Below are 8620 nucleotides of genomic sequence, written 5' to 3'. Positions count from 1 at the left end.
GATGGCAGAGAGGTCACACCCGTTCCCATACCGAACACGGAAGTTAAGCTCTCTAGCGCCGATGGTAGTTGGGACCTTGTCCCTGTGAGAGTAGGACGTCGCCAAGCAACTTTAAGACGAGTCAGAATGACTCGTCTTTTTTGTATGCTTTCATACCTCTATCAATTGCATTTTTAACCCCTTCTAAATAAGAAAATCCATATTTTTTATCTGGCTCTAAGTAAGTTCCTTCCGCCCACTCGTTCCATGCGTTAATAAATAAAAACTCGCTGTTATAAAAAGAGTAAGTACGATGAATTTGCTTGCTTAAATATATGGTGAACTTTTCAGGGGTAGAACCTACAAAGATGCTGCTATTCGCGTTTTTACGTCGTGCAGTATTATCCCAATCAACAAAAGCCCCGGGAAATGTTTTTTTCTTTGGGAGCGATCGTTGTAATATATACATCCATACTTTATCGTAGTCCCAAACATTTAATTGCATATCAGAATCATATATTACCTTATTTATGTCTGAAGAGCTATCATGGGCAATTGTATAGAAAGGTTCAAACTGAATGCTGGCATCGAATCCATTTATATTAGGTAGTGGAAAACTGTTTAATGTTTCAGCAAAGTATATACCTTTTAAACCATTTTCTCGCGCTAATGCATTCCAGTAATTAAGCATTTTTTCACAATCAGGAATATGTCCTGGACGATAAATAATGAATAGAGGTTTATCATCTATATAAATATATCTCTCATCTTGGAAAGCCTGTAATAAATAATCAAAGTGTTCCTTCCAATCAGATATATCTCCGTAGTCTTGAGGCATTAATATATGTTTATCGAGACCATCCCAAGATTTTGTCCATGGTTCATTTGCCCAAGAAAGACAAAAAGGGAAGTCAGGTTCCTTCATCTTTAGTACCTCATTAAAGGGTGTTTCTAATAGTCTTTTTCCCTTAAACCAGTAATGATAATAACAAAAACCATATATACCGTATGCTTTAGCGATTTCCGCTTGCCACTTTCTTACGGAGGGGGTAGTTAAGTCGTAATAAAAATCTTGATAAGGTTCCCTAGGTTGATAATGTCCTGAAAATAAAGGTTGTGCACTTTTAGTATTTGTCCATTCAGTAAATCCTTTCCCCCACCATCGATCATTTTCTTTAATTTGATGGAATTGTGGTAAGTAAAAAGCGATTATTTTCAAGTTATATCCCCCTCATGTTTTTCGTAGTTCAAGTGTTGGGAAGTTATTCTTGATTTGGTGAAGCAATTTTAAAACAAGAGATATGTTATCTGTTTACTGTCTTTTTATGGTATGTATTGGATTTCTTTAAGCTTACTTAATTAAGAGAGTATTAGGTAATTTGATATATAGCTGAAATAGAAAGTGCTTTTCGTCATGAAATTTATTACGTTGAATGAAAGGAATTAAATTTTTTGAAGGACAAAGAGGGCCTGTGGTAATCGATTTACATCATCAAAAAAGTCTTGTAGCTTTAAATATTTCTCATAATGATTTTCAATATAAGTCCTAGGTATAACAGTTTCTCCGTAAAAACTACTATTTCTAACATCTCCTGCACCAGTAGGACTGTGAACAAATTTGCCGTTTTCATAATCCGAGATGGCGCGATGTATATCTGGAAAAGCTTGAGATAAAGTTTTATGCCATCCTGTTTGAATTAATTCAGGATGTTCTTGGAATTGTTGACAAAAATCAAGAAAATAGCGCGCTTGTGTTGTTGCGATGAAGATTCCACCAGGGCGAAGAACTCTTGAAAATTCTTTTACCCAATTTTTGGCAGTTGCTTCGGATAAATGTGAGAATACAGAATAAGCGAATATGATATCTAATGAATTGTCACTAATAAATTCTACAGGGGGATGTGGACTTGCTGTTTTATATATCCCTCTTCCTAGTGTTTCATTACAAAGTGTGATCATCGCAGGATCGACATCAATGCCAAGTAAATTTTGATCAGAGGCATCTTTAAATAAGAAGCGTATAATTCTTCCCCATCCGCAGCCGAAGTCTAAAACTTTACTTTCTTTATTCAAGGGAACCCCTAAATTTTGGGCGTATTCTTTTATATGTCTATAAAACAAATATGCTTCGTAAAGAGCATGTTCATAGGAAGCACCTACAAATTGTTTTTGAATTTCTTCAGGAGGAAACCTAGGTACGGGAACCCCATTTATCGTTGTTTGTGAACAACTTTGTATAAATAAATTTAGAAGTTCGACATCAGATAGTGAATTAACAAGATGATCAAAATCACTTCCTAACTTAAATTTATTCATTTGTTAAACCTCCGAATTATATAGTGATTAAACTTTATTTTCTTGCTTTTTACTAATAAAAACATGTAAAAATTCAGCATCTAACCCTAGTGATCTATCCTTTTGTAAATAAACAATGGTATACATGTTTGCGTGTGTATAAATATATTCAATCATATCCTGCCCCCAATCGAACGTTACTAAAGATCCATTCTCATCAATAGGGTTTCCATGATAAATGGGCTCTTCAATATATTCAATCACTTCTTGATTCATTCTTGCTCTTTGCACAGTTTTTGTGAGTGTATGATACCAAGGGACAGTAAATACATGAGCGCCGCCAGGTTTTAATACTCGTTCTATTTCTTTAAAGGCTTTGTTTGGCGTCATTACATGCTCAAAAACGTCTTGAGTAATGAATAAATCAAAAGATTCATTTTCAAAAGTCATGTCTTCTAAGTTCTCACATCTAATACCTTGAAAGTATTGGCCAAGAGGATAATTTCTAAAGTATTGAGAATAAGTATAGTTTTTACAGTTTTTTAATAGTAGCTGAGTTGTAATTCCTCCAGGAGAGGATTCGTGGATACTATAGGAATTCCATTTTGGAAAAAATGTATGCAAGGCATGGATTAAAGCTCGCTGCCTTGGTATAGAGTTACATGTAGAACATAAATAATGATCTCTAAGCCAATCATTATGCTCTATAAATGTAGCTTTCTTTTCGCAAATAACGCAGTACCCATTATTGTGTTTCAAATTGATTTCCACATGACATCCCTCCTATGTTAAATGCAATCTATTTATGGAAAGTATGATACACGTCAACAATCAGCGAAATCAAAGGGGGAATGGGTGAAAGTTAGGTATCTCTTAAAATTGCGATTAGGAGAAGGGAATAATCAGTTGAAGAGAACCCCCAATCGAATTAAAGTTTCACTTTATGCTATGCGATGCATCAGCTTTTATTCATGGGAAAATGTATAGACTTAAAATATCCCTTTCGTGTATGGATACATTTCAAAATCCTGTGTGTATATTTCTGTAACTAAATCCATAGTTTCTTTATCATAAAAGCTTTCGTATGTTGGAAATCGTGGGAAGTCTGTATCTGTAATGCTAAGTTCTGCATAGCTCCCTGCATAAATCATCTTGTGTGCGCGATGATGATCTGAATTTGTAAGAAGTGCTAAAGGGGATTTTATCAAATCGTACGTGTGTTCTAGTTTGGTGATTTGTGTATTAAAATCTTCTAAAGGAATATAACATTGGATGAAGTTTTCTTCACCAGGGACGTATTGTTGACTAAAATGTATATCTAACGCTAGAGAATTGGAGCTGAATGCCTGAACGTAATATAAAAATTGTTTAAATGATATTCCTTGATTACTATATTTGTCATTATAAAAATAATGACGGATACTTTCCCATTGAGGGCTAGCATATGGGTTGTCAGCAAGTAATAGAAATGAGCTGACAGCCCTTGTATAGGGATTTCGCACAAGTTTACAAACATCCTTTTTACCCTCTAGAAGACCATTTTGTAACTCTGGTATGTAATTTGTATTGTTCTTATACACCCAGAACTCATAGTAATGAATAAAGTCATTGTATTTCTTTGCTTCAGTAAATAATCCGATTTGAAAAAAGAACCAATTAGCTAACGCGGTGCATCCGCTTCTATGACTCCAAAATAGTATAATTGGAAAGTCTTTATGGTAATGCGGAATTCGATCTTTATGTAGAATTACATGATTTAAAAGTTCTTGATTTATATTCTTCATGAGTTCAGCACTCCTTTTTGGGAAATTTGTGTATGTAGACGTTTTTTTATGGGTTAAACAAGTGAGGATTGTTTATTAAATATATTCATGGGGATGAGTAAATATTATGAGTGTTTTTGCAGTCAACCTGAATAAGGAAGCTATTCTAAAATGAAAATAGAAAATAAAGATAATGAAAATTTATAACAAACATACAATGATAAGAAGATGAATAATCGAAATGATCCAGTTTATTTGTGTATATTTTTAGGTTTGACGACGGGAAAAATTTATTACTAGAGAGATGATATTATGAGGAAGAATAATTATTTAATAGTAGGTGGAAATAGTTTCATTGGTATCAACCTCGCATTGGGTTTATTGAAACAGGGGCAAAATGTAAAAGTATTTTCCAGACATATAAATAATTTTCCTCAAAATATTGTAAGTGAAGTTGAATTTATTAAAGGTGATTTAAAAAATGTTGAGGATATATATAAGGCTTTAGTGAATATAGATATTATTATTTATTTAGCTGCGACGTCTAACGTAGCAACTTCAATTGAAGATGTTTTCGGTGATATTAATAGCAGTCTATTTTTTCTTAATTTCATGGAAAGTGTTAAAGATTTTCGTATTAAAAAAATTATATTAGCTTCTTCGGGAGGCACAGTTTATGGTGAACCTGAATATTTGCCTATTGATGAGAAACATCCATTAAGACCACTTTCCCCATATGGAATAACAAAAGTTTCGCTGGAGAATTATTTGTATTTTTATAAGAGAAAATATGGAATAGATTATGTTGTATGTAGATATTCTAATCCGTATGGAAAATACCAAAACCCCTTAAAAAAAGTAGGGGCGATAAATTGTTTTTTGTACCAGCATCTCAGTAATGAAAGGATTCATATATATGGGAATCCAGAGGAGATTATTAGAGATTATATTTATATCGATGATTTAGTTGAAATTACTATACAACTAGCACAATTAAATCAATTGAAATCTTGCGTATACAATATAGGGAGTGGCAAAGGTCTTTCTTTAAAACGAATTATAGTGGAATTAGAGAAAATAACAGAAAGAAAAGTGGATTTTATCTGTTACAAACAAAAACAAGAGAACGTTCAAAAAATCATTTTAAATATTGATAAGATAAAACAAGAATTGAATTGGGAACCTAAAATAGATTTTAAACATGGGATTAGATTAAATAAGCTATGGATTGAAGAGTTCTTATATAGTAAAAAATAATAACCCACACTCTACTTGTATAAGCAGAGCGTGGGTTATTATTTTGCTTCTTTTTCTATAACCCAAAGGTCTTGATGTTCCCACCAAAATCCTTCAGTATACTTTTTGATAATTGGGTTATGGGGTAATAATTTAATTTTGTCACACACGTAAGAGGGACTAACTATCGTTTGTCCGTATTGATTCACATCTAAATCGAATTGTTCACTAGAAGAGAGAAACCAATAGCCCTTTTCATTTAAATTTGGAAACCCGAAGTATTTTTTGCTTTGATAGCCATGGGTTGTGAAAATGAATAAACCACCAGGTGAAACAGCGTTATACAATGTTTGCAGCCAACGAAACCAAGTTGTATCAGGCATATGAGAGAAAAAGGATAGACAAAAAACGATATCGTACGTAGAGGAGTCCAATTTTAACTGTTCAGGCTCAGGATGAGATAATATAGAAGAATTATTTAATTTGTTTTCAATAAAGGAAATAGCCTCTTCGTGTATATCGCAAGCGGTTATACTCAAATTCGCTTGTAGATTTAATAAATGACGTGTTACGCAGCCGTATCCGGATGCAAATTCTAACAATTTAATTGGATTGCCTGTAGGAGGATAAAGGGAAGTAATTAAGTTTAAGAGTATTTGTGCTGAGTTTTGCCCATCTTTAAAGTAGTAATCTATCGCTTCTTTTTTTGATGGGAAGACGGGATTAGTGACAATGAACTGAAAGATATGATCCTCAGGATGGATACTTGCATTTACATTATAGTTGTGTGCGATTTGAGAAATTAAATCTTTATGTTCCTCTATAAAGTCTTTCAAAGAGTATTCCTCCCTTAAGTAATAGTAGCAACTTACAAGAGATATTGATGGCATAGAAAGCACATGTTTAAATTTTTAAGTATGCTTTAAGATGCTTTCTATATGTATACATTTTCATTTTAGAAATGTCGTCGATAGTAAATCTTTCTTTAATGAAATTTTGCATTTGTACAACTTCATTGTAATGGGAGTATGAATCTTCTGTTCTCGTTACGCTATTTAAATGTCGTCTATGATAGTTTAAGGGGGATGGATTGAAGTAAATATCTCCCTCTGTAAGAAGAGAAACATAGAAAAACCAATCACCAGCTATTTTGAACTTCTCTAACTGTTTTTCTGTTTTCTTCATATCTATATTTTTAAAAACTACACTTGAAACATTAGGTATAGTGTTTTTGATAAGTAACGTATCTTGTATTTCTTCGACGCCTTTTCGAAAATAGGGGCCTTTCCATTTTTCTTTATCGATATCATTTGTGTAATTTAAATAATGATTAGCCAATACATTTCCTTGTTCATCAATTTGTTTTGATTGTGTGTAACTTAAGGTAATATTGTTATTTATATAAAACCCCTGTATCACCTCTTGTAAAAATGTCTTATCGCATAAGTCATCGGCCTCTGCGATCCAAATATAATCACCAGTTGCTGCAGAGACTCCTTTTATCCATTGTTTAAATACGGAACCAGAGTTTTTATCATTAATAATCTGTTGAACCTTCAGGTGGGGCTTATTTTCTTTTGAGAGCAGCTTTTTAAAAGTTGATACGCTATGATCAGTGGAGGCATCGTCTAAGAAAATTAGTTCGTAAAGAGGGTAGGTTTGGTTTAAGATTGATTCGATTCGAGCAGGTAAGTATTTTTCATAATTATAGTTCGGTATGATTACACTTATCTTTTTGTAATTATGTTCGAGAAGATCTAGTAATTGATAAATGTAATTAAGAAAATTGAAGTTTTTTTCGATAAGTTCTTGGCCAAAGCTTCCCTTTTGTAATCGTAATCCCTCATCGTGAATAAATTCATATATTTTCTCTAGCATTTTGGGTAAATTTAAAAAATCTACTAAGGCACCAGTTTTTTCTGTAACAACATCTTCAAAACCTCCAGCATTTTTAAACCCTATAACAGGAAGTTTTGCATCTAATGCTTCTAAAACAACATTTGGAAAAGGATCTTCCCTTGAAGTTAATAAGTATAAGTCAGCCCCGGCGTTATATAATCCAATATCGGGAGTAGGATCGACTAATGTGAAATGTGCTTTATATTTAGGGGGCAGTGTATTCAGGAATTGAACGTCCGTTCTCCCTACCCAAATGAAATGAATATCCTTGTGAGTCTTTCGTACTGAGTAAGAGATAAGTGAGAATAAATCTATTCCTTTTCGATAATCTGCGAAGCCTACACCTAAGATAATTTTGCTATCTAGAGGCAGGTTAAGCTTCTTACGTAACTCATTTCTAGCTTTTGCGATATTGTTTTTATAAGGATTGTGGTTAAACAAACCTTGAGGGAGAATGTGACATTTTTGAGGATCCAATTCAGTGATTGTACGAAATTTTTCATATACGTATTGTGAAGGGAAGACAACTTTGTAAGCAAATTCAGCGATGTTTTTAGCTTTCCCTTCAGCAGAGTACTGTTGTATTAAATGCGGTAATTCATGTATTAATGAAACAACTTTTATATTGTGTCTAGCTAGTAATGCAACGATATCGCCACTTATGACAGTGCTACATATGGCGAGGGTAAAATCCTGTGATAATAAATCCTTTATTAATAATTCGACCTTTTCTTCTGTTTGATAACCTTGCTCGAGACAATAAACAGGACCGTACTTTTGAAAATCTGGAATTAAAATACCTGATCCAATAGAGATAATTGCAACAGAGTAATCAAAGTTTTCTTTAAGAGCCTTAATAGTATGTAAAGAAAGTAGCTGTGCTCCGTGGAAGTGGGCATCATGGGATACATAAATTATCTTTTTATTAACATGCATTTCATAACGCCTCCTAAGTATATTAGATTTTAAAGGTAAAGAAGAGAAGTGTTTTATTTATAATCTCCCTAGAGATGAGCAGGAGGGAGGACGTACTAAAAGAAAAAATACTATCCTTAATATATATTTACTTGGTCTCACATTCATTCTTTAGAAAAGTATTAGTATTAAGTTAGAGAGTGTAGGCTGCAGATTGTTAGTTTGAATACATAAGTTTAAGAAGTTCTAAGGCTGTGTTAGAAATTAAGACAGGGTAAAGTTTTTATGATTTATAAAATAAAAAAGATAAAAGGTATTGACGGTTGATCTACGGGGGTGTAATATAGAACAAGTCGCCGATGACATTAACGTCGAAAGCGACAAATGAAATAAAAAACTTAGTTGACATCAATTAACGAAAGTGTTAACATAAGGAAGTCGCAAATGAGCGACTAAGTAGTTCTTTGAAAACTGAACGAAACAAACAACGTGAAACGTCAATTTTTATTTTAGATGCTAGACAAACTAACTTT

At 33.1% G+C, this 8620-nt stretch carries 7 protein-coding genes and 1 rRNA gene; 2 read left to right on the top strand and 6 right to left on the bottom strand.

Features of this window, described 5'->3' with window-relative positions; genetic code table 11:
- Positions 1 to 107: ribosomal RNA gene (gene rrf, locus ACTFN4_RS30265) — 5S ribosomal RNA — on the top strand; the annotation flags it as partial.
- Between the two features lie 14 nt (positions 108 to 121).
- On the opposite strand, the gene ACTFN4_RS30260 is transcribed toward rrf, so the two are convergent.
- The 4 genes from ACTFN4_RS30260 to ACTFN4_RS30245 all read right to left on the bottom strand — a co-directional run bounded on the left by ACTFN4_RS30260 (position 122) and on the right by ACTFN4_RS30245 (position 4058).
- A complete protein-coding gene (locus ACTFN4_RS30260; RefSeq protein ID WP_000690976.1) occupies positions 122 to 1198 on the bottom strand; it encodes a glycosyltransferase WbsX family protein in 1077 nt (358 codons plus the stop codon).
- 224 nt (positions 1199 to 1422) lie between these two features.
- Complete coding sequence (locus ACTFN4_RS30255) at positions 1423 to 2295, bottom strand: methyltransferase (protein WP_439963337.1); 873 nt, start codon at positions 2293 to 2295, stop codon at positions 1423 to 1425.
- Positions 2296 to 2322: 27 nt separating this feature from the next.
- Positions 2323 to 3045, bottom strand: coding sequence for a class I SAM-dependent methyltransferase (locus ACTFN4_RS30250; RefSeq protein ID WP_000405126.1), 723 nt, complete (start codon positions 3043 to 3045; stop codon positions 2323 to 2325).
- Positions 3046 to 3263: 218 nt separating this feature from the next.
- A complete protein-coding gene (locus ACTFN4_RS30245; protein WP_025688562.1) occupies positions 3264 to 4058 on the bottom strand; it encodes a sulfotransferase family 2 domain-containing protein in 795 nt (264 codons plus the stop codon).
- Positions 4059 to 4349: 291 nt separating this feature from the next.
- On the opposite strand from ACTFN4_RS30245, the gene ACTFN4_RS30240 reads away from it, so the two are divergent.
- Complete coding sequence (locus ACTFN4_RS30240) at positions 4350 to 5294, top strand: NAD-dependent epimerase/dehydratase family protein (protein WP_001230833.1); 945 nt, start codon at positions 4350 to 4352, stop codon at positions 5292 to 5294.
- A 38-nt stretch (positions 5295 to 5332) separates the two neighbouring features.
- Here the strand turns inward: ACTFN4_RS30240 and ACTFN4_RS30235 are convergent, their stop codons facing one another.
- Both ACTFN4_RS30235 and ACTFN4_RS30230 read right to left on the bottom strand, forming a co-directional pair.
- Positions 5333 to 6109 (bottom strand): class I SAM-dependent methyltransferase, encoded by a 777-nt coding sequence (locus ACTFN4_RS30235; protein ID WP_000651232.1) that lies wholly within the window; start codon positions 6107 to 6109, stop codon positions 5333 to 5335.
- A 67-nt stretch (positions 6110 to 6176) separates the two neighbouring features.
- Positions 6177 to 8108 (bottom strand): glycosyltransferase, encoded by a 1932-nt coding sequence (locus tag ACTFN4_RS30230; RefSeq protein WP_000558370.1) that lies wholly within the window; start codon positions 8106 to 8108, stop codon positions 6177 to 6179.
- Between the last annotated feature and the right edge of the window lie 512 nt (positions 8109 to 8620).

This window comes from Bacillus cereus group sp. MYBK95-2 (genome assembly GCF_051915225.1).
GTDB classification, from domain to species: Bacteria; Bacillota; Bacilli; order Bacillales; family Bacillaceae_G; genus Bacillus_A; species Bacillus_A cereus.
This window is presented reverse-complemented; position numbering and strand designations above follow the sequence as displayed.